16 protein-coding genes are annotated in these 20,362 nt (G+C 57.2%); all 16 read right to left on the bottom strand.

What is annotated here, in order from left to right:
* Positions 1 to 164: 164 nt before the first annotated feature.
* Complete coding sequence (gene glnA / locus EHV15_RS25675; protein ID WP_128633735.1) at positions 165 to 1,493, bottom strand: type I glutamate--ammonia ligase; 1,329 nt, start codon at positions 1,491 to 1,493, stop codon at positions 165 to 167.
* A 24-nt stretch (positions 1,494 to 1,517) separates the two neighbouring features.
* Complete coding sequence (locus tag EHV15_RS25680; protein ID WP_128633736.1) at positions 1,518 to 1,928, bottom strand: MerR family transcriptional regulator; 411 nt, start codon at positions 1,926 to 1,928, stop codon at positions 1,518 to 1,520.
* 84 nt (positions 1,929 to 2,012) lie between these two features.
* Positions 2,013 to 3,266 (bottom strand): methionine gamma-lyase family protein, encoded by a 1,254-nt coding sequence (locus tag EHV15_RS25685; RefSeq protein WP_128633737.1) that lies wholly within the window; start codon positions 3,264 to 3,266, stop codon positions 2,013 to 2,015.
* 19 nt (positions 3,267 to 3,285) lie between these two features.
* Entirely contained in the window at positions 3,286 to 4,608 is a 1,323-nt protein-coding gene (gene hflX / locus EHV15_RS25690) for a GTPase HflX (protein ID WP_128633738.1), read from the bottom strand.
* A gap of 26 nt (positions 4,609 to 4,634) precedes the next feature.
* A complete protein-coding gene (locus EHV15_RS25695; protein ID WP_128633739.1) occupies positions 4,635 to 5,618 on the bottom strand; it encodes an AAA family ATPase in 984 nt (327 codons plus the stop codon).
* 158 nt (positions 5,619 to 5,776) lie between these two features.
* Positions 5,777 to 6,457, bottom strand: coding sequence for a YdcF family protein (locus EHV15_RS25700; protein ID WP_128633740.1), 681 nt, complete (start codon positions 6,455 to 6,457; stop codon positions 5,777 to 5,779).
* 25 nt (positions 6,458 to 6,482) lie between these two features.
* On the bottom strand, positions 6,483 to 7,022 hold the full coding sequence (locus EHV15_RS25705; protein ID WP_128633741.1) for a ribonuclease FAU-1 family protein: 540 nt from the start codon (positions 7,020 to 7,022) through the stop codon (positions 6,483 to 6,485).
* Positions 7,023 to 7,217: 195 nt separating this feature from the next.
* A complete protein-coding gene (locus tag EHV15_RS25710) occupies positions 7,218 to 9,887 on the bottom strand; it encodes a PBP1A family penicillin-binding protein (RefSeq protein ID WP_128633742.1) in 2,670 nt (889 codons plus the stop codon).
* 213 nt (positions 9,888 to 10,100) lie between these two features.
* The gene (hfq, locus tag EHV15_RS25715; protein WP_128633743.1) at positions 10,101 to 10,340 is read right to left on the bottom strand and encodes an RNA chaperone Hfq; all 240 of its coding nucleotides are present in this window, start codon (positions 10,338 to 10,340) and stop codon (positions 10,101 to 10,103) included.
* A gap of 24 nt (positions 10,341 to 10,364) precedes the next feature.
* Positions 10,365 to 11,339 carry a tRNA (adenosine(37)-N6)-dimethylallyltransferase MiaA gene (gene miaA / locus EHV15_RS25720; RefSeq protein WP_128633744.1) on the bottom strand — a complete coding sequence of 325 codons (975 nt, stop codon included), beginning with the start codon at positions 11,337 to 11,339 and terminating at the stop codon, positions 10,365 to 10,367.
* Complete coding sequence (locus EHV15_RS25725; RefSeq protein WP_128633745.1) at positions 11,326 to 12,108, bottom strand: class I SAM-dependent methyltransferase; 783 nt, start codon at positions 12,106 to 12,108, stop codon at positions 11,326 to 11,328. Before EHV15_RS25725 ends, miaA begins: the two co-directional genes overlap by 14 nt.
* Positions 12,109 to 12,133: 25 nt before the next feature.
* The gene (mutL, locus tag EHV15_RS25730; protein WP_128633746.1) at positions 12,134 to 14,194 is read right to left on the bottom strand and encodes a DNA mismatch repair endonuclease MutL; all 2,061 of its coding nucleotides are present in this window, start codon (positions 14,192 to 14,194) and stop codon (positions 12,134 to 12,136) included.
* A 41-nt stretch (positions 14,195 to 14,235) separates the two neighbouring features.
* A complete protein-coding gene (mutS, locus tag EHV15_RS25735; RefSeq protein ID WP_128633747.1) occupies positions 14,236 to 16,968 on the bottom strand; it encodes a DNA mismatch repair protein MutS in 2,733 nt (910 codons plus the stop codon).
* Between the two features lie 75 nt (positions 16,969 to 17,043).
* The gene (locus EHV15_RS25740) at positions 17,044 to 18,531 is read right to left on the bottom strand and encodes a putative amidoligase domain-containing protein (RefSeq protein ID WP_246061779.1); all 1,488 of its coding nucleotides are present in this window, start codon (positions 18,529 to 18,531) and stop codon (positions 17,044 to 17,046) included.
* A 144-nt stretch (positions 18,532 to 18,675) separates the two neighbouring features.
* Positions 18,676 to 19,218 carry an outer spore coat protein CotE gene (gene cotE / locus EHV15_RS25745; protein ID WP_128633749.1) on the bottom strand — a complete coding sequence of 181 codons (543 nt, stop codon included), beginning with the start codon at positions 19,216 to 19,218 and terminating at the stop codon, positions 18,676 to 18,678.
* Between the two features lie 154 nt (positions 19,219 to 19,372).
* Complete coding sequence (locus EHV15_RS25750) at positions 19,373 to 20,353, bottom strand: aromatic acid exporter family protein (RefSeq protein ID WP_128633750.1); 981 nt, start codon at positions 20,351 to 20,353, stop codon at positions 19,373 to 19,375.
* Positions 20,354 to 20,362: the final 9 nt, after the last annotated feature.

Genomic DNA, 20,362 nt, shown 5'->3' on the forward strand with positions numbered 1-20,362 from the left:
GTTCCAGCCAACGGTTGGCCTTTCCACCCGAACGATTGGTCGTTCCACCCGACGATAGGCCGTTCCAGCTGCCGGCTGTCAAACGCCGATTTCAAGGCCGAGCCCAACATGATTGCCCCAAAAAAAATCCCCTGAAGCCGACGGCCCCAGGGGATTCCTTAAGATTAATACAACGTCATGTACTGATCGCGTTCCCACGGATGTACTTGCGTCCGGAAAATATCCCATTCGATTTCCTTCAGCTCGTAGAAATGGGTCAAGGCATGATCGCCAAGCGCCTCGGAAATGATTTCGCTGCGGAGCAGCTCGCCAAGCGCTTCCTTCAGATCGGCCGGCAGGCTTGGAATGCCTTCCTCGACGCGCTCTTCCTCGGACATCACATAGATATTGCGATCGACCGGTTCCACCAGCGGAAGCTCCTTCTTGATGCCGTCCAGGCCGGCTTTGAGCATCACGGCGAGCGCCAGGTAAGGATTGGCCGCCGGGTCAGGGTTGCGCACCTCGACCCGGGTGCTGAGACCGCGGGAAGCCGGAATCCGGATCATCGGGCTGCGGTTGCTGGAAGACCAGGCCACATAACACGGCGCTTCATAACCCGGAACAAGGCGTTTGTAAGAGTTAACCGTCGGGTTCGTGATCGCGGCGAACGCGCGGGCATGCTTCAAGATGCCGGCCATGTAATAGCGGGCTTCTTGGCTCAGGCCAAGCGGATCGCTTTCTTCATAAAACGCGTTCGTATCCCCTCTAAACAGCGATTGGTGGCAGTGCATCCCCGAGCCGTTGACGCCAAACAGCGGTTTCGGCATAAACGTGGCATGCAGGCCGTGCTGGCGGGCGATCGTTTTGACGACCAGTTTGAACGTCTGAATCTGGTCGGCCGCTTTGACCGCATCCGCATATTTGAAGTCGATTTCGTGCTGGCCGGGAGCCACTTCGTGGTGAGAGGCTTCGATCTCAAAGCCCATCTCTTCCAGCGTCAGCACGATTTCGCGGCGGCAGTTCTCGCCAAGGTCCGTCGGAGCCAGGTCAAAGTAACCGCCTTGGTCGTTGAGTTCCGTCGTCGGATTGCCTTTATCATCGGTTTTGAACAGGAAAAACTCCGGTTCCGGACCTACGTTCATCGAGGTATAGCCCATTTCCTCCGCTTCCTTCAGCACGCGCTTCAAAATGGCGCGCGGGTCTCCGGCAAACGGCGTGCCGTCCGGCATATACACGTCGCAAATCAGGCGGGCAACGCGATCTTCAGTCACCCAAGGGAAAACCACCCAGGTATCCAGATCCGGATAGAGGTACATGTCAGATTCTTCGATACGAACGTAACCTTCGATGGAAGAGCCGTCAAACATCATTTTGTTGTCGAGCGCTTTTTCCAATTGGCTGACCGGAATTTCCACGTTTTTGATCGTACCGAGCAAATCGGTAAACTGCAGGCGGATAAAACGTACATTTTCCTCTTTGGCAATGCGCAAAATATCTTCTTTGGTGTAACTCATCAAAAACCTCTCCCAACATTTAGATTATTTTTTGAAAAAGCGGGACAGCTCGCCTTGGATCAGAGAAACCTGATTCGGCTTGCTCCCGGAGACCAACTGCTGTTTCAACATGCGGTAAAGCTGGGAATCCGTCATCTCTTTCCGCTTCTCTTCCGTGTCCTTCGTGATCACCGTCGCCTCTTGGGATTCACGGGTCATCGGATTCATCACCTGCTTGATGCCGGCGATATTAACGCCTTTATCAATGAGACCTTTGATCTCCAGCAAACGCTCGACATCATTAAAAGAGAACATACGCTGGTTCCCCGAAGTGCGCGCAGGCACAATCAATTCGTGCTGTTCATAGTATCTGATTTGTCTTGCCGTCAAATCCGTAAGCTTCATTACGATACCGATAGGAAACAAGGCCATATTTCTGCGAATTTCGTCACTCATCGCTCTCAACCTTCCAGTTATATAATCTCTTGACCTTATCATATGTGAGTTATCCTAACATGTCAATAGATATGTTAGGATAACTCACAACAAGTTGCGGTCTTTCATCGTCTGGAGGGCGGTAAGCAAGCCGAATTTCACGTGCGAATAGGTCAAGCCGCCCTGCATATACGCGATATAAGGGGAACGTATCGGCGCGTCGGCGGACAATTCCAGGCTCCCGCCCTGAATGAAGGTACCGGCGGCCATAATGACGGGATGTTCATAGCCCGGCATATCCCAAGCCTCCGGCACGACGTGTCCGTCCACCGCAGCGGCCTTTTGAATCCCTTGCACAAAAGCGATCAATTGCTCCGCACCGCTGAAGGAAATCGCCTGGATCAAATCGGTCCGCGGCTCGCTCCACTTCGGCCGGCTCGCAAAACCGGCCCGCTCGAAAACCGCCGCCGCCAGGACGCTGCCTTTGACCGCTTGTCCCACGATCGTCGGCGCCAGGAACAGCCCTTGGTAAATGCCGCGGGTCGTTCCTAGCATCGCCCCGACTTCGCCGCCGATTCCCGGCGCTGTCAGGCGGTAGGAAGCCAGCCTCACGAGATCTTCGCGTCCGCAGATGTATCCCCCGGTTTCCGCCAGGCCGCCGCCAGGATTTTTGATCAAAGAGCCGGCGATCAGATCGGCCCCGACCTCGGTCGGTTCCCGTTCTTCGGTAAACTCGCCATAACAGTTGTCGACGAACACGATAACATCCGGCTTGATCGCTTTAACCTCGCGCACCATCGCCCCGATTTGTTCGACGGTAAAGGAATCGCGCCAATCGTATCCACGCGACCGCTGGATGCCGATCACCTTCGTCCTATCGGTAATTTTCTCTCTCACCGCCTCCCAATCGATTGAGCCGTCGGCATTTAGCTCTGCCTCGTTATAGGTTATCCCGAAATCCTGCAGCGAGCCGCTGCCGTCCCCCGGCTTACCTATCACTTTATGTAGTGTATCATAAGGACGGCCGGTGATGTAGAGCAGTTCGTCCCCGGGTCGTAAGAGACCGAACAAAGCCGTCGCAATCGTATGCGTCCCGGAAGCGAAATGGGGGCGGACGAGCGCCGCTTCCGCGCCGAATACGTCGGCATACACGAGATCCAGCACCTCGCGCCCGCGGTCATTGTAGGCGTAACCGGTCGAGCCGGAAAAATGATAGTCGCTCACCTGGTGCCGTTGAAACGCTTCGATCACTTTCCATTGATTATGATCGGCGATTTGGTCAATCTCCCGAAACCTCCCCTCGGCCTGCTGCTCCGCCGCTTTCAGCCAATTTACAATCTCTTCCGAAAATACCGCCATCTTGTTGTTCTCTCTCCCTTTATCTCGATTCGTTCGTTTCTTCATGGACGTTAGGCTTTTGAACCGCAAAAGGAGCGAGCTGATACCCGTATTTCGCAAAATCCGCCTGGTTTACGTTCACATGGTAAATCATGTCTGCTTCATCCATTTGCTGATTCACTACATCGCCGATCCGGTACAAAACGGAGGCGAGATCGCCCCGCTCCGCCGGAATCCGAAACGATTTGGTTCCGCCGGACAAACTGCGCTGCAACGCTTCGCGGATCGCGGTGAGGTCCCGTTCATCGTAAGCGCTGATCTTTAAATACCCTTCACCGGAGGGCAGCATTTGCAAGCCTTCGGGCAGGCAAAGATCGATTTTGTTGAAAAGAACGATTTGAGGTTTCCCCCCAGCCCCCAGCTCATTTAAAATCCGCCCTACGACTTCCATTTGCTCCTGGCGCATCGGCGACGACGCATCGACGACGTGAAGGATCAAATCCGCCTCGTTCACTTCCTCCAGCGTCGCGCGGAAAGCGGCCACCAAATCATGCGGCAGGTTTTGGATGAATCCGACCGTATCGGTCAGCACCACATCTTTACCGCCGGGCAGCGGCAACAGCCGCGTCGTCGGGTCAAGCGTGGCGAACAACTGATTCTCCACATACACGTCCGCGTTCGTAAGCTGCTTAAGCAGCGTGGACTTGCCGGCGTTCGTATACCCCACCAGCGCTACCTGCACGACCCCGGTCTCCTTGCGGCGGGCCCGATGCAGCCGGCGGTGCCGCGTCACCTCTTCCAGCTGGTGCTTCAGCTCGCCGATGCGGCGCCGGATATGGCGGCGGTCCATCTCCAGCTTGCTTTCCCCCGGCCCCCGCGTGCCGATGCCGCCGCCGAGCCGGGACAGGTTTCTGCCGTGACCGGTCAACCGCGGCAGCAGATAGGTCAGCTGCGCCAGCTCCACCTGAATGATCCCTTCCCGCGTTTTCGCCCGCTGGGCAAAAATATCGAGGATCAGCTGCGTACGGTCGATAATTTTGGCGTCCAGCATCTCCTCCAGATTACGCACCTGCGCCCCGGACAGCTCCTGGTCGAAGATCGCCGTATTCGCTCCCAGGCGGTCCATAAGCTCCCTTAGCTCCAGTACCTTGCCTTTGCCGATAAACCAGCGGGGATCCGGTTTGTCGCGGTTTTGCACCACCGTCTCCGCCACCTCCACGCCCGCCGTCTCCGCCAGCCGGACCAATTCATCCAGGGAATAGGATGGATCGATCCCGGTTTGCTTCGTTTCCGGGGTAATCAAGCTGACGAGAACGGCGATATCCTGAATTTTGTCGTTGGTCTCGTGTAACGATTTGGCCATAAACCACTGCTCCTTATATAAACCGGTTATCCCTTCTTCTCCAGCTTCAGATCCTCCGTCCGCAGCGTCATCAGCTCCAATTTCCCTGGAGAGCCGCCGCCGTATTGGTTCAGCAGCCGGACGGCCTGCTGGCGGATCGAACGTTCGATCACGTTGCGGACGTAGCGGGCGTTGCTGAACAGATGCTCGCTTTCGCATTTTTCCTTAAGCAAATGCTGCTTTAATTTGAGTATCGCCTGCGGCATCAGGATGTAATCGCGTTCCTTGGCCATCGCTTCGGCGATCTGAATCAGCTGGTCGATCGTATAGTCCGGAAAATCCATCTGGATCGGAAACCGGGACGGCAGCCCCGGGTTCGTCGACAGAAAAAAATCCATTTCATCGGAATAGCCGGCCAAAATGAGAATGAACTGGTTTTTCTGATCCTCCATCGCTTTGACCAGCGTATCGATCGCTTCCTTGCCGAAGTCTTTCTCCCCGCCCCGCGCCAGGCTGTAGGCTTCGTCGATGAACAAAATGCCACCCAGCGCTTTTTTGACCAAATCTCGTGTTTTTTGCGCTGTATGGCCGATGTATTCGCCGACCAGGTCGGCCCGCTCCACTTCGATCAAATGCCCTTTGCTAAGCACGCCCATCCGTTGAAACATCTTGGCGACGATGCGCGCCACCGTCGTTTTGCCGGTGCCCGGATTGCCTTTGAAAACCATATGGTAAACCTGCGGCCCCGACAGCAGGCCCGCTTCCGAGCGCATGGAAGCGATCTGCAAAAACGCGAAAATTTCGTACATGAAATCTTTGATATGATCCAAACCGATCAGGTGATCCAATTCCTTCTGAATTTCCGCGAACAGCCCTTGCTGCGGCAAAGCTTTGGCGGAAAGGTTTGGTTCGCTTTCGGGAACGCTTTGCGAGACGACCGGCGGTTCGGCGCTGCGCAGAATGACGTTGATTTGCCGGGATGGTCTCTCTTCGGGAGAGCCGCCGCTTCTGGCTACAACACGCCCAGACATAGGGACATCACCTCTTTTAAAGGTAATCAAAAATTCGTCTCGGTGCTGAAAACCCGAATTTTTGATCTTAATTTAAAGGGGCAAGTTGAAAAAGGTAGTCTTTTTCAAAGCACACTTTTAAATGTATTCTCTCTCCCTGTCCGTTATTAGAAGTTTTGTCACCCTCGGCCAAAAGCAAGCGCCAGCTGATCCATTTTCCATTTCGTATAGGCCAAAATCTCCCGTACCGTGTTGGGAATCGGTTTGAGCACCGCGGATTTCTTTAAAGACAGCTTGGGATCGTGATATCCAAACGTCTCGGCGATTTCCAGCGCCCGGTTTCCGTGATACGTATGCGTAATAATAAGGGCGGAATCGTATCCATGCTCTTCCATGATCGCCTGGCTGAACTTCAGGTTTTCGAACGTGCTGGTCGCCTCGTTTTCAAGCAGTATTTTTTCCCGCGGGATGCCGCGGCGCTCCAAATAATTCGCCATGCCTTCCGCTTCCGTGTATTTGGAATCGGCCGTATCCTTGCCGCCCGTAAGTAAAAACAGCTTAAACTTCCCATCCTTAAAGTCCTGAATACTTTGCTCCAATCGCTCCTGCAGACCCGGGCTCGGTACGTCCCCCCACAGAGAGGCTCCCAGCACGATGCCGACATCGGCCGGTTTGGAAAAACCCGCGCTCACGGCGGGATTTCGCTCGACGCTGCCGATCTGGGCCAGCACATAAAGCGCCCAGGCCAGCCCCAGCGCGATCAACACGAGCCCCCAGCGGATCAATTTTCGCCGAATTCCCCGTTGTTTCCGTACCGGTTGTCCAAAATTCAACGATGTTTTTTTCTTGGCAAAAAGCATGTCTCAACCTCCAATCGGATGCGGCTTACGCGTTCATAAACCCGCTGCGGAAATGCTCAAGCGACAACTGAAAAAGCGGAAAGCGCTGTTTGTTAATGGCATGAAGCAGTTCATGGGCCGTTTCCGCAGCCAGATCATAATCTTTTACCGTAATAAGGCCACCCGTGAGCGCGTCGTCGAGTTCATCCTGATCGAGCAAAAACACTTCTCCGGTCTTTAACACGACAATATCCAAGTACAAATCGTCAAACCAGGGCACGCCCTGATCCGTAATCCCCTGTGTTTTGCAAATATCGATATACCATTCCACGATTTCCCCTTGGTCATCGAACATCGCGGTGACGACGTAATGGGCCCCTTTCGGGTAATACTGCAGCCACGTAAACCCTTTGTCGGCAATACGGAACGTATGTCCTCCGTAGGTTTTCCACAGCGGATCGCGAAGATCTTGAATCGTGTACAACGTCACATATCCCGTGAAGACATCGTTCTGTATAAACTTGGACTTGAAGTGACGCTGGGTAATGCGGCGCCAGTTCGCGCGGTCTCCGAATTTTCGCTTCATAAGATTATAGCCCTTTCACAACAATGTACTATCACTTTACCATATTTGAAAAAGAGTCACAAAGCAGCCAGAACAAACGAGAAAAGACCCCCAGACGCTAAAATCGCTGCTCTGGGGGTCTTTGCCTTGCGGGTTGCTGGCCGGCAGGTTCGCGGGCCATATTAGATCAATCGGCGCTTACGGGAATTCGGCAGGTTAACCCCCCGTCCCCTGAACCGCTTCGTTCGCACCAACCGGAGCGTCCACGCCGTTCCCGGAATCGGTTTGACCGTTATTTCCATCGGCGGGAGGCGCGAGCGTATCCGCATCTCCTTCGCCGGAACCGCCGTCGTTAGGAACCACGGTTCCGGGAATCGTAACGCCGCCGTCTCCGTCTCCGTTCCCGCTTCCGTTTCCATGGTTGCCGTTACCGTTGCCATTGCCGTTACCGTTCCCTTGGCCATTCCCATTGCCCTGGCCATTTCCGTTGCCGTTCCCCTGGCCGTCTCCCGAGCCATTCCAATTTCCGGACGGGAAACCTTGATTTCCGCTGCCGTCGTCAATTTGGTCATCACCGGTTTGTCCCTGGTTGCCGTCCCCGCCTACGCCCGGATCCGGCAGATCGTCCATCGGATCTTCGCCCGCTTCGATCAACACCTGGGCGTTGTTCGAAGGATCGCTTTCCGCGTCATTGACGGGGTCGTAAGCCGTAACATAGTAGATATAACCCGTTCCCGGGGTAATGCTGATGTCTTCGGTTTCCGTGGCGCTGGAGTCCATAATATGGGTGAACTCCGTTTCCGATGCTTCCCGGCGGTAAATCCGGTAAACCGCACCTTGTTGTTCCACGCCTTTCCAGCTAAGGGCTACTGTACCGGTATCCACGTTATAAGCCGCGCTGAGTTCGGACGGCGCCGCCGTCTGCGGTTCCTCTTGCTCCGGCGGCTGCAGGTTGGCCGGTACCGGGAAATCCTTGACCGGCACGCCGGCCAGCGCCTCTTTCATGACCGCGGCGAACAGCGCTGCGGTCTGGCCGCTGCTTCCGTTCAGCAGATGGTCTTTATCCGCATTGTCATAGCCCATCCAGATCGCGGCCGTCCATTCCGGAGTGTAGCCGACGAACCAGACGTCGCGGTTTTTGCTGCTTCTAAGGCCCGGAATGCCATGCTGCGTCGTCCCCGTTTTCCCGGCAACCGGACGGTCGATTTTCGCCCGCCGGCCCGTCCCTTCATTGACGACGTTTTCCATCATTTCCGTCATATAGTAGGCCGTCTTTTCGCTGATGACCCTTTTTGGTTTCGGCGGGTTGTATTTATATTTCACTACCCCGTTATGGTCGACAATCTGTTTGATCGAATACGGAGGATTGTATTCTCCGCCGTTGGCAAACACACTGAACGCCCCCGCCATTTCGAGCGTGTTCGTCCCGTAGGTCAAACCGCCGAGCGCAATCGCCAGATTGCGGTCGTTTTTGTCCATCGTGATGCCCATTTCCTGCGCGTATTTCACTCCCGTGCCGGCTCCGACCTCATTCAGCAGCCAAACGGCCGGAATGTTCTCCGATTTCGTCAGCGCGGTCGTCAGGTTGATCGTGTTCGAATAGCCGTGCAGATTCGTCGGACAATAATCGCCGAAACACTGCTTATTGTTCGGGATCTGCGAATTGGGCGTAAATTTCCCCGATTCGAGCGCCGGCGCATAGGACACGATCGGCTTAAACGCCGACCCCGGCTGTCTGCGGCTGTTCAAACGGCTGTAGCCTTTGCGCTCGTAATCCCGGCCGCCAAGCAGGGCGACGAGGCTGCCGTTTTCATGGTTCATAATGACGATCGAGCCCTGAACCTGTTTATCGTCCTTGCTTTTCTCGAAATAATCGTCGTTGGCAAACGCCTTCTCTACCGCTTTTTGCGCCTGGGCGTCCATCGTCGTGTAAATTTTGTAGCCGCCGCGGTTCAGCTCGTCTTCAGTGAGGCCGAACTTCTCCTCGGCTTCCTCGACCACATAGTCTTTAAAGGCGAGGTAGCTTTGGTTGCTGGCCGGAGGCTCGTAGTCGTAATCGACCGCCTTTGCTTCATCCCGCTGCTCGGCGGTGATGTATCCTTCCTGGTACATCAAGTCGAGCACGACGCCGCGACGCTCCTTGGACAGCTCCGGATTGGCGATCGGATTGTATTTGGACGGCCCCTTAGGAATGGCCGCGAGCGTCGCCATTTCCCATAGTTCCAGCTTGTTCAAGTCGCTTTCGCCAAAATATCGTTGGGATGCCGCTTTGATCCCGTAGGCGTTTTTCCCGAAGAAAATCCGGTTTAAATAAAGCGTTAAAATTTCTTCTTTCGTATTATGACGTTCTAGCGCCATCGCAATCGACATCTCCGTCGCTTTGCGGAAAAACGTTTTGTCCGCGCTCAGGAAAATGTTTTTGGCGAGCTGCTGCGTAATCGTACTGCCGCCTTCCACCAGAGAACGGGCCACGACATCTTTCACCGCCGCTCTGCCGATCGACCAAAGATCGACCCCGTTATGCTCGAAAAACCGCCGGTCTTCCGTGGCGACAAACGCTTTTTTGAGCATGTCCGGGAGTTCGTCATATTCGACGGGTTCGCTTTTGTCGATCGAAAGCTCCCCCATCAACGCGCCGTTACGGTCGTACACCTTAGTCGTTTCGTAAACCGTCATCTTATCCCCGTTTTCCTTGAGGATCTTTTCGCCGCTGACCGTAATGTACATGTACCCCGCAATCGCGCAGAAAACCGCAAACGCGATCGTAAAAAACGAAGTCCACAGCAATTTTTTCACGGTGAGTCTTTTCTTTTTGCGCGCCTTCGGCGCTTTTCCTTTTTTCCCCGATTTATTGCTTCGTTCCAGTCTTGGATTTTGGCTGGACATGGTTTCTCTGACCCCCTTCATTCCTTCCGTTAAAGGTTCGGCCCCCGCCCTCAAACTCCGGCGCAAGCGCCGGAACGAGGCGTTTGAACCCGATTCTGGATGAATACGGCACGCCCAACAATGCCCGGAACGAAAAGAACAACCTGGGTCAGGTTGCTCTCTCCTTTTCCTATACCTTTAACGTATTGAAATCAAAAAAGTTTCACTATCGCTTCAGTCTTCGCTTTGCGTTTCCTGCATCAGCGATACGTTGCGCTGCGGTTGGAACGTGGAAATCGCGTGCTTGTACACCATTTGCTGGCGTCCGTCGCTGTCGATGACGATCGTGAAATTGTCAAAGGCTTTGATCGTTCCCCTGATCTGAAATCCATTCGTCAAAAATACCGTCACCGGTATGCTTTCTTTGCGAAGTTGGTTCAGAAATGTATCCTGGATATTAATGGTCTTGTTCATAGCCGTACCCCCAATAGGAATCAATTAGTGTTTTGAATTATATTCAAGATCAGCGGGAAACTTTCCTGCTATTATAGCATGGGCCGCCGCCAAAATCCCGGAAAAATTTTCGCCGCTCCCCGCATCGATCCAGGCGATCTCCTTCATGTGCCTGAACCAGGAGAGCTGCCTCTTGGCGAAACGCCGCGTATCCCTCTTTAGTTTCTCCACGGCTTCCGGCAGCGGAACGCCGTCCTCCAGGTGTTCGGCGATTTCCTTGTAGCCAAGCCCCTGCATGGACACGAGTTCCCGGGAATACCCCTGACGAAGCAGGCGGCGCACCTCATCCACAAGACCAAGCCGCAGCATTTCGTCAATTCTCCGTTCAATACGGTTATAAAGCATTTGCCGGTCCATTGTCAAACCGATGACGCACAAATCGTACGGGGACTCCTTCATTTGTTTCTCCAATTGCTCCGACAAGGTCGTTCCCGTCAGATGATGAATTTCCAAAGCGCGAATCACCCGCCGCATATCGTTCGGATGCAGACGGGCGGCGGATTTGGGGTCGATGGCCGCCAGCTTGGCGTGCAGCGCCTCCGCGCCGTGCTGTTCGGCGTAAGCCAGCTCCGCGGCGCGGAACGCCTCATCGGCCGCGGCTTCCGTAAATTGGAATTCATAGCAGACGGACTCGATATAAAGCCCCGTCCCCCCGACGATAAAAGGCAAATGTCCGCGGCTTTCGATCTCCGGGATCAGCTTGCGGCACCACTCCTGAAATTGGGCGGCGGAAAAAGGCTCGTCCGGCTCCAGCACATCGATCAAATGATGGGGGACGCCCTCCATCTCCGCCGGAATGATTTTGGCCGTGCCGATGTCCATGCCCCGGTACACCTGCATCGAATCGCCGGAAATCACTTCGCAGGAAAACGCTTTGGCGATTTCGACGCTAAGCTTCGTTTTGCCGACCGCTGTCGGGCCGACGAGCACCAGCAGCCGCGGTTTCTTATTTATGGTCAAGCGTGATCACTCCGTAAGTTATTTTGGTATGGGCGCGGGCGCTCGCGTCAAAACCGAGCCGGGCAAATTCGCCGCTCTCTTTTTGCTCCTTCATGACGACCGTTTTCCGGGCGATCCGGCACGCTTCCTTCACCGCTTCCGGACTGAGGCGGCCCGCGTTGGCAAAGGTCCGCAGCGGCGAAATCGAGGAAGAATCCTCGATCGGATGCCGGAACATCGGATCGAAATAAACAATGTCCGCGCTTTTGTCGGGCATGCTCCGCAAAACCTCCAAATGGTTGGCGCGTTTCGTTTCGATGCGCCGCAATGCGGCGTCAAACTCCGGCTGCCCGGAGACATAGTGCTTTAGCCCCTCGTGCAGCAGCGCCCAAAGCGGAAACGAGTCCTCCAGCGCCAGCACCCGTCCCCCGGGACCGGCGGCGAGGGCGAACATGCTCGCGTCGGAGCCGAGGCCGGCCGTGCCGTCGATGATGAAGTCGCCGGGAGCGGCTCGGGCCGCCTCCAGCATGGCGTCGCTTTCGCCTCTAAGCAGCCGTTTCGCACGGACAAAACCCATGCTGGGATGGAACGTCAGCGGCTCCTGCCCGGACCGGTGGAGCCGGACACCCTGTTCCATGATGACCAGAATGTCGCCGTCCCCGTAGCGTTCGGCCAGCTTGGCCAGCGATGTCCGGCGGCGCGGGACACGGGTTGCCCCGGTCAGCACCGCCAGGTCTTGCGCTCGCTGAAGCACGGCGGGAGTTTCGCGGTCCCCCGTAGTAATTAACATGATGAAATTCCTCCGTTCACGCCGCTCACATCACCCGCTTAAACAGCTTTTCCAGATCGTACGTCGTAAACGAGACGATGATCGGTCTCCCGTGCGGGCAGGTGTACGGCTGTTTGCAAGCCCCTAAGCGGCGGATCAGCGTGTTCGCCTCCTCCGGTGTCAGCTTCTGGTTCGCTTTAATCGAAGCTTTGCAGGACACCATCGTGGATGAGGCCTCGCGCAGCTTGGCGAGGTCGATGGCGCGCTCGTGCAGCACCCATTCCGCCATCTCCTGGATGATCTCGGCTTCCTCCCCTTGCGGGAACCAGTAAGGATGGGAGACGACGCGGAACGTGCCCCCGCCAAAATGCTCCAGGATGACGCCAGCCTGTTCGAACCAGTGCAGCCGCTCCTTCAGCTTGGCGCTGTCCGAGGGCGTAAATTCCAGCGTAATCGGGATCAGCAGCTCTTGCGAGGCGTCCGCCGGATGGCCGAATTTTTCGTAATAATATTCGTAATTCACCCGCTCATGCGCGGCGTGCTGGTCGATCAAATACAAGCCCTCTTCGTTCTGGGCGATGAGGTATGTGCCGTGATGCTGTCCGATCAGGGACAGCTCCGGGAAGGCCGGAAGCTCCGGCGCCGCCGCAGGCGCGCCGTACAGCGCTTCCGGCATCTCCTGCAGCCGCTCGGGCGGGAGCGGCTGCTGCGCCGCTAGGCCGCCGCCATACGCGGCCGCGGCGGCGCTGTCCCGGCCAAGCCCGCTTTGCGGGGGCTTGGCCGGGGTTTGCGGCGGCGCCTGGCGTTGCGCCAGCGCCGCTTCGGGCTGCGCGGCGCCGTACGCTTCGGCGCCGGCAAGGCCCCGCTCCCGCAGCGTCATGCCTGCGGCCGCTGCGGGAGCGCCCGGGCCCGCGGTCCGGGCGGCCGAGCCGCCGCCCGGAAGCGGGCCGCCGGCGGCGCCTTCGGCGAACGCGCCGCCATCCGGACCCGCCGCACCCTGCTGCCCGGCGGCGGCTTCTCCCGCGCCAGCACCCGGCGCGGGGAAGTGAAACTGCTCCTGGATCACCGCTTTGCTGGATCCTCGGCCGATCTGTTGCCGCACGACCTGCGGGATCAGCACCAAACCGTTCAGTACGCTGCGGATGCTGCTTTCCACGAACCCGTTCAGCTCCGGCTCCTTGCTGAAGCGCACCTCCAGTTTTGCCGGATGCACGTTTACGTCCACCAGCGACGGATGCATGTCCAGCATCAGCACGACCAGCGGATAGCGGTTGATCGGCAGCAGCGTATGGTAGGCTCTCAAAATCGCCTGATGCAGCCCCTGATTGCGGATGTAGCGGCCGTTCACGATCGTGGACATCCCGCCGCGGTTCGACCGCGCTAAATCGGGGCGGCCGATGTAGCCCGTAATCCGGTAATCCAAGTCCTCGGCTTCGATCGGCACCATTCCTTTCGACGTGTTCACGCCGTAGATCGCGGCGATCACTTGCAGCAAGTCGCCGCCGCCCGGGCTCTGCAGCAGCGTGTTGCCGTTATGCCGCAGCGTAAAAGCGATGTTCGGGTGGGCCAACGCCTGCCGGTACAAACAATCCGAAATATGTCCAAGCTCCGTCTGGATCGTTTTCATATATTTCAGCCTTGCCGGAGTATTGTAAAATAATTCCCGGACTGTAATATCCGTGCCTTGGGGCGCGGCAGTCTCTCCATTTTCCTTCAGCGTTCCGCCTTCGATCACGATCTGCCGGCCGAGCCCGGTGTCATCGCTGGAGGAGACCAGCTTGACTTTGGCGACGGCGGCGATACTCGGCAGCGCCTCGCCGCGGAATCCGAGGCTGCGGATTTGAAACAGATCGCGGCCTGACGTGATTTTGCTCGTCGCATGCCGGTAAAACGCCGTCTCGCAGTCCTCCGGCGCGATGCCGGCGCCGTTGTCCGTCACCCGGATAAGCTCGAGCCCGCCTTCTTCCACTGTGACTTCGATGTTCGTCGCCCCGGCGTCGACGGCGTTTTCGACCAATTCCTTGACGACCGAAGCCGGCCGCTCCACCACCTCGCCCGCCGCGATCTGGTTGGCGATATGCTCGTCCAGTACTACGATTTTTGCCATTCGTTTTCCCTCCCGTCTTGCCGTTTCCGTTCATTTCTCGGCTACATGTCTTTGGCTTTCATCTTTAGGTCATTCACAAGCTGCATCGCCTGCAGCGGTGTCATATTCATCAGATCGGCATTTTTAAGCATGTTAATGATCTGCCGGGACCCAGGGTCCTCGGCGGCCGGCTTTGCTTTCTTCGGCGGCGTTTCGTCCCCGAAGATGGACAGCTGTACGACTTCCTCCTTAACTACAGGCTCGTCCTTGGAGGAATACCGCGCGGCCGCCGCCTCTTGCTCTGCCGGGGCGTACGCCCCGGCGGCTTCCCCTCTTGGTCCTTCTGCGGCCTGAGACGCCTCTTCCCCCGCATCCGCCTTCGCTCCCGTACCGCCGGACAGCGACGCCTTTTGCTCCAGATCCTGAAGCAGCCCATACGCGCGGCCGATGATTTCCTCCGGCAGCCCGGCCAAACGGGCGCAGTAGATGCCGTAACTTGTATCCGCCGCCCCTGCGATCAGCTTGCGCAGGAAATGGACTTTGTCTCCGCTCTCCTGCACGGCCATGCTGTAATTGCGCAAGGACACGAGGCTGTGCTCCAGATGGGCCAGCTCGTGAAAATGCGTGGACACCAGCGCTTTGCAGCCGATTTTGTTATGCACGTATTCGATCACCGCCTGGGCGATGGCCATCCCCTCGCTGGTGGACGTTCCCCGGCCCAATTCATCGATGATGATCAAGCTGCGCGGCGTCGCTTTTTCGGTCATGATCTGAATGTCGGCCATTTCGACCATAAAGGTGCTCTGGCCGCCGATCAGATCGTCCGCCGCCCCGATCCGCGTGAAAATGCGGTCGACCAGCGGAATTTCCGCTTTGGCCGCGGGCACGAAGCTGCCGATTTGCGCCAAAATCGAAATCAGCGCCACCTGACGCATGTACGTGCTTTTCCCGGCCATGTTCGGCCCGGTGATTAAGAGGATGCTCGCTTCCTCTTTGCGCAAGGCGGTGCCGTTGGCGATAAACGCCGTATCCGTCATGACGGATTCCACCACCGGATGGCGGCCCTGCTCCACAATCAGGTTATACCCGTCGGTCAGCGCCGGCTTCACAAAGCGGTTCTCCGCCGCGACCGCCGCCAGCGAGCGCAGCACGTCGATTTCGGCGATCCGTTCCGCCAGCTGCTGCAGCCGGGGGATTTCCGCGGCGATTTTCTCCCGCAGCTCGCTGAACAGCGCATACTCCAAATCGACCATTTTTTCCTCGGCCTCCAGGATCAGCGCTTCTTTCTCCTTCAGCTCGGGGGTCACAAACCGTTCGGCGTTGGCCAGCGTTTGCTTCCGTTCGTACCGGCCTTCCGGGAGCGCGGACAGGTTCGCCCGCGTAACCTCGATATAATAGCCGAACACTTTGTTGTAGCCGATCTTCAGCGACTTGATCCCGGTCGCCTGCCGTTCGGCAGCCTCAAGCTCGGCGATCCAGCGCTTGCCGTTCACGCCGGCTTCCCTGAGCTCGTCCAACCGCGAATGATAGCCGGCCTTAATGATCCCGCCTTCCCGCACCGATACCGGCGGATCGTCGGCGATCGCCGCGTCGATCATGCCGGCCAGATCCGCGCATTCGTCCATCGTTCCCGCGAGCCGCCGCAGCGTGGACGAATCCGCGCTCATGCACAGTTCCTTGATCGCCGGCACCTGGCGCAGCGAGGTTTTCAGCGCGACCATATCCCGCCCGTTGGCGCTGCCAAACGCCACTTTGCCGACGAGCCGCTCCAAGTCGTAAATGTTTAGCAGCGAACCGCGCAAATCCTCGCGCAAAATAAACCCGCCGTGCAGATGCTCAACCGCTTCGAGCCGCTCCTCGATGCGCGCGCGCTGCAGCAAAGGCTTGTCGATCCAGCGCCGCAGCAGACGCGAACCCATCGACGTTTCCGTCCGGTCCAGCAGCCATAGCAGAGAGCCTTTTTTGGAGCGTTCCCGCACCGTTTCCATCAGCTCGAGATTGCGGCGGGTAAACGGATCGAGAATCATAAATTGCTCGGGCTCATACGTGGAAATCTTCGTCAATTGCCCCAGCGAGCGCTTTTGCGTTTCGCTTAAGTACCCGACCAGCAGGGCGATGTTTTCCCGGCGTTCGGGCTCCAGGCGGATCCATTCCGCTTCGCCGAACTGCGTCCGGCCGGCATCCTCCTTGGCCCTGGTCCACGGGGTATACACGACCGGCTTGCCGAGCGGGGCCGCTTGCTCCTTAATCCATTCGAGCAGCGCGGCGTCTCCGATGATTTCCGCCGGATCGTACAGTCCCAATTCGTCGCGCAGCCATTCCTTGCTCGCTGGCGACGAGGTGGCGTACAGGGCGCCCGTCGACAGGTCGCAGGCGGACAAGGCCATCTGCCCCTGACGTTCGGTTACGCAAACTATGTAATTGTTGACTTTATCGCTAACCGTTTTTCCTTCCATGATCGTGCCCGGGGTGATCACCCGCACGATCTCGCGTTTGACGACCCCCTTGGCCTGGGCGGGATCTTCGGTCTGCTCGCAAATCGCTACCTTATATCCTTTTTCGATCAGCCGCTGGATATAGCTTTCCGCCGAATGGTAAGGAACGCCGCACATCGGTATTTTCTCGTCGGCTCCCCCATCCCGGCCGGTCAACGTAATTTCCAGCTCCTTGGCCGCCAAAATCGCATCGTCAAAAAACATTTCGTAAAAGTCGCCCAGCCGGAAAAACAGAAACGCGTCCTGCGCCTCCGCCTTGACCCGCAAATATTGTTCGATCATCGGCGTGTATGTAGCCATGATTCCCCTCCAGATTTGCCTCTATTTTCATGTCATGCGTAGAATTCTATTATACCAGAGAAAGGCGGGGAGGGGTTACGAACGAATTTGCAAATTCCATAAAGGCCGGATGTCGGCGCTTTCGTCCCAGGTTCGACCGGACAGAACCGCTTCCAGCAGGGGAGCGATATAACTTTCGTAGCGGGGGTAAGCGGCGGCGGCTTGGATATCTTGAATCAGCGAGGGCAAAACGGACCGCAGCTCCTGCTGCCGGCCGGCGTAAAACGCGGTGAAAATATCCGTCTTCTCCAACGGCCTGCGATTGAGCTGTCCGGCGTTTTCGGCGATGAGGCGGGCCAAAGCGACGGCCCCTTTGGCCACCAGCGGGGAAATCAAAAAGCTGGGCAGCGTCCGGTACTCGAAACCGCCGTAATCCTTGCGGCGGACATCGCCGAGAAACCCGTAGCGCGGACGGCGGCGATGGCTGCGGCCATCCTCCAGCACCGCAAGCGGGAGCGCCAAATAGTTGTCAAAGGCCCGCAGCAGCTCGCTCGTCAGCGGAACGCCGCTGAAGTGGAGATGTCCGCCGAGCGGAAACCCTCGCTGCGGCATGGCTCCGGCCTGCCAGACAAGCTCCCGGTCATCGATCGCTTCGCCCGCCGCGCGAAAGGCGCGCATCAGGTGAACGATGGTCTCGCGCGGATCATGCCCCGGCTTCGGCCGCAGCTCGGCGAGCGGAAACATGCGGCGCCCGCGGTAACGCAGCACGTCGCAGCCGGCGGCGCCATAGAGGCTGAGGTAGCGCGAAGCCGGGATCACTTTGCCGGTGGCGCGATTCACCAGCAAAAATTCGGGGTCCATCCCGATCAGCGGGTCCTGCGGGGCTTCGCAGGCTTGCTCCAGCTCTTCCATCGTTTCGCGGATCGCCTGGGCGTACAAGCCGGCCTGCCGCGGGTCGGGCACCTCCGGCGCGAGGGAGATGGCTTCCACCGTAAACCGGCCTTCTTCTCCGGCCGATATCACGACTTCTCCCAAATCCAGCCCCAGCGCGTACAAAGCCCGGACCGCCGTGGACTCCAGCCGTTTCCAGAGCGGAGAGCCGGGATCCAACCGGTTCGCGGGGAACTGCAGCGCATGTCCGGTCCGGCCCAGCAGCCGGGCCTCCAGGGCGCGCAGATGAAAGACGTTCACCGCGTACCGCCGTTTAAACCGGCGGGGCGGCAGCTCCATGCCGGAAGCCGAATATACCGGCTGCAGCGCTTCCGAGACGCTGATTCCGGCTGCCGCCAAGCGGCGGCGCGCATCTTCCGGCGTACGGCCCGGCGATCCAGCGAAGGAACGATTGATGACGATCTCCTGCACGACACCGCCCCAGTACGCCTCCTCCGGTCCGTAATGAATCCAAGCGCTGCGGCGTTCTACGCGGGTTTTCCGTTTGCCGCGAAGCCCTTCCGTACGCTCCGTCCCCAGCGGGCGAATCACTTGATAACGAGCGCTGGTTCGCTCCAAAGCATGCTTCAGACGCGTTTTGGCTTCTTCGGAAGCGACGCGGATTTTAAGCACGATATTCTTTTCCTTGTTCACGGCCCGCATCTCCCGTCTCCTTCGGCTTATCGAAAAAATTTCCACAAAAAGAGGGCGGCCGCCCTCTTCGACGACGCCCCTGCTGCATATGCTACATTGTAGCCCGAACACCTGGTGCTCAACATCCGATGGGATAAGGCAAAATTACAGTTCGTCGTCGAGGAGATCGGGATCCAAATCTTCGTAGTCCTCCAGCTCGGAGCCGAAATCATAATCCTTGTCATCAACACCGCCCGGCACGACAAGGACGTTCAGCTTCGTTTCGGCGATCAGCTCCACCGCGAATTCGCGCTCCACCCGGATCAGGACGCGGCCGTCTCCCGTCACGTTGGCCTCCACGGTGCTTGGTTCCTGCGTGGCTTCCGCGGAAACCTCGACCGTCGAGGCGCGGTGTCTTGCATCCAGGTAGTTCAGCGGCACATTCTCGACGTAAGATACGGTTTCCTTGGCGACCTCGGTTTGTGAATTTCTATCGTAGGAATACCAGATGTTGATATCGTAAGTACCAATAACTTCAATTCCGTCTCCCGCCGCGACCGCCTCGTACTGGTGATTGATGATCCAGGCCCCCAGAATGCTGGACGGTTTGTGCGGTGGAGTCACGGTATGTGTTACGGTAGAGAACTTACGACCTTTGCCGCAGATCGCTTTCGTAATGACCTCTCTACTTTGATATTTCAATGACATGTTAGTACCTCCTCCATACATCATTCACTTAAGTGTATGCAGGACATAGGCGAATGTTGAATATGCAGAGATAAATAAAAAATATTATTGCTGCTTTTATTAGCGCAGTATATGTAAATGCCGCTAGTTTTAAGGAAGAAAGAAGCAGGGGAAATTAGCGGCCCAACAACGTTTTCTTGCGTCCGGCCGCTTTCAAGGGGGCCGGCGCCTTGCTTTTTTTCGAAACTTCGAGATATAAAGATAGCTCGCGGCACAGCTGCAATATCGCCGAACGGATTTCAAATTCCTCGCGGGTCGACGGCAGCTCCATCGTTTTGAACTGCTGCTCCAGCTCGGCCAGCATCTGTTCGGTAATACCGGTATATTCCTCTTGACCTACGTCAATGCTCAGACGGTCGAACAGCAGGGCGGCAAATTCTCCTTGCGGCATCCGCTGGTACACTTGCGATATCAATTCCATCATGCCTTCGATCCGGTCCAGTTGCTGTTTGCGCATATAGAAATAGACCGTCCAGGCCTCGTTCGGATAAATCATCTGATTCTCCAGGGCGCGCTTCGCGGCGGACAAGCCTTCATCCACGAGCTTCGCCGCTTCCGTCAGCTCTTTGCCGTCCCATAGATGATACGGGTCGCGCAGCGAGGCGGCGATCTGCTGAAAAATGACGGAAAAACGTCCGTCCACCTGCCGCCGGATATCCAGAAGCTTCTCCTCCGTTTTCGGCATGTACAGGAAATTGACCAGCAGCGCCGAGCCAAGGCCGATGATCAACAGTTCCACCTGGGTCAGCATGACCTGCCAGGAAATCTCCTCCCCGCCAAACACCCGGAACACGACGACCGAGCTGGTCACGATGCCTTCTTTAAAGCGGGCTTTCGTAATCAGCGGGAAAGCGATCAAAATGTAAATCGCCAGCACCCAAATATGGAATCCCAGCACGTGAAACAGAATAAAGGCCAAGATCAGCCCCAGAATCGAGGCGAAAAAGCGCGCCGAGATCGTCACCAGGCTGCGTTTGCGGGTCACGTCCACCCCGAGAATGGCCAGCAGGCCTGCGGATAGCGCTCCGTCCACCCCGGTAAATTCCGCGATCAAAATCGCGAGCAGCGTTGCAATTGCCGTTTTTACAATGCGCATGAAGACCAC

The organism is Paenibacillus oralis, from assembly GCF_003863965.1.
GTDB classification, from domain to species: Bacteria; Bacillota; Bacilli; order Paenibacillales; family Paenibacillaceae; genus Fontibacillus; species Fontibacillus oralis.

Coding starts and splice junctions, on each gene's coding strand:
- mutS (WP_128633747.1), bottom strand. CDS start 16,968: ATGGCTACATACACGCCGATGATCGAACAATATTTGCGGGTCAAGGCG.
- EHV15_RS25750 (WP_128633750.1), bottom strand. CDS start 20,353: ATGCGCATTGTAAAAACGGCAATTGCAACGCTGCTCGCGATTTTGATC.
- hflX (WP_128633738.1), bottom strand. CDS start 4,608: ATGGCCAAATCGTTACACGAGACCAACGACAAAATTCAGGATATCGCC.
- glnA (WP_128633735.1), bottom strand. CDS start 1,493: ATGAGTTACACCAAAGAAGATATTTTGCGCATTGCCAAAGAGGAAAAT.
- cotE (WP_128633749.1), bottom strand. CDS start 19,218: ATGTCATTGAAATATCAAAGTAGAGAGGTCATTACGAAAGCGATCTGC.
- EHV15_RS25725 (WP_128633745.1), bottom strand. CDS start 12,108: ATGTTAATTACTACGGGGGACCGCGAAACTCCCGCCGTGCTTCAGCGA.
- EHV15_RS25695 (WP_128633739.1), bottom strand. CDS start 5,618: ATGTCTGGGCGTGTTGTAGCCAGAAGCGGCGGCTCTCCCGAAGAGAGA.
- EHV15_RS25680 (WP_128633736.1), bottom strand. CDS start 1,928: ATGAGTGACGAAATTCGCAGAAATATGGCCTTGTTTCCTATCGGTATC.
- EHV15_RS25700 (WP_128633740.1), bottom strand. CDS start 6,457: ATGCTTTTTGCCAAGAAAAAAACATCGTTGAATTTTGGACAACCGGTA.
- EHV15_RS25685 (WP_128633737.1), bottom strand. CDS start 3,266: ATGGCGGTATTTTCGGAAGAGATTGTAAATTGGCTGAAAGCGGCGGAG.
- EHV15_RS25710 (WP_128633742.1), bottom strand. CDS start 9,887: ATGTCCAGCCAAAATCCAAGACTGGAACGAAGCAATAAATCGGGGAAA.
- hfq (WP_128633743.1), bottom strand. CDS start 10,340: ATGAACAAGACCATTAATATCCAGGATACATTTCTGAACCAACTTCGC.
- mutL (WP_128633746.1), bottom strand. CDS start 14,194: ATGGCAAAAATCGTAGTACTGGACGAGCATATCGCCAACCAGATCGCG.
- EHV15_RS25705 (WP_128633741.1), bottom strand. CDS start 7,022: ATGAAGCGAAAATTCGGAGACCGCGCGAACTGGCGCCGCATTACCCAG.